At 68.2% G+C, this 233-nt stretch carries 1 pseudogene; it reads right to left on the bottom strand.

Annotation, left to right across the window (positions count from 1 at the left end):
* A pseudogene (locus tag ACPYOM_RS24085) lies at positions 1–233 on the bottom strand (hypothetical protein); the annotation flags it as partial.

The following is a 233-nucleotide window of genomic DNA, read 5'->3' as shown; positions in this document are numbered from 1 at the left end:
GGTCGACGGCGCATCCTCGGGCTTCGGTTTCTCGATGATCCCGGACACCAGCTCCAGGTCCGGACGGTAGGCGCGCGCGCTGACGATGCCGTACTGGCGCGTGTTCGCGCGCGGCACGTCCTGTACGGCGAGCACGCTGCACTTCTCGTACGCGTACAGGTCCGTCATCTGCGCCAGCACCGGCTTGTGGCCGTCGGCCGTGTCCATGAAGTCGTCCGCGAGCAGCACGGCGA

This window comes from Monashia sp. HAY1-2A, assembly GCF_056755315.1.
Note: the sequence above shows the minus strand (reverse complement) of the source record. Positions and strands in the feature narration are given on the sequence as shown.